General features: G+C 76.5%; 1 protein-coding gene. It reads left to right on the top strand.

What is annotated here, in order from left to right; translation table 11 throughout:
* Nucleotides 1–530: hypothetical protein (locus BAW75_RS11250; RefSeq protein ID WP_244206082.1), on the top strand; the 530-nt coding region annotated here is incomplete at its 5' end.
* Between the last annotated feature and the right edge of the window lie 130 nt (nt 531–660).

The following is a 660-nucleotide window of genomic DNA, read 5'->3' on the forward strand; positions in this document are numbered from 1 at the left end:
GGCGGACGGGCGCCGGGCCGGGGGACGGCGTGACCGGCGGCGCAGCCGCCGCGCCGGGGCAGGCGGGCGTCGGGGCGTACCCCTCTCCGGGTGTGGCGCCGCGGGCGGGTGACCCGGCGGCGGAGCTGGCTGCGGCAGAGCGGCTCGCCGGGGAGGCCGACGGGTACGGGCAGCAGGCCGACGCGCTGGCCCGCACACCGGTGCTGTTGCCGACCTGGTCGGCGCCGGCCCGGGCGGTCGCGGTGTACGGCGGTTGCGCGCTCGTCGGCTCGCTGCTGATGCTTGTCGCGCTCGTGGGGTCGCCGGTGCCGGTGGCCGGGCTGGACCTGGTGGCGGCGCTGTCCTGCGCCGGGGTGCCGCTGCTGTCCTTCGTGGCCGGTCAGGTCGTGCTGGCCCGGTGGGGCCGCCCGGCGCTGGCCGGCGGTGAGGCCACGACCGGGCGGTACGTGCCGCTGGGCTTCGTGATCTGCGCGCTGGTCTCCCCGTCGCTGTTCTGCGTCTACCTGCTCCTGTTCCGCCTCCTCCGCTGACCCCAGCCCCTGTCGATCATGGACTTGTGGCCGCGGCGGTGGGCTTGATGTGGCTTTTGCCGGGGCGGAAACTGCAAGATCGCGAAGGCGTGGGGGTGGGGGCTGGCGGTAGGGTTCCCGAGGGTGGGTG

It is taken from the genome of Micromonospora chalcea, assembly GCF_002926165.1.
Lineage (GTDB): Bacteria > Actinomycetota > Actinomycetes > Mycobacteriales > Micromonosporaceae > Micromonospora > Micromonospora chalcea.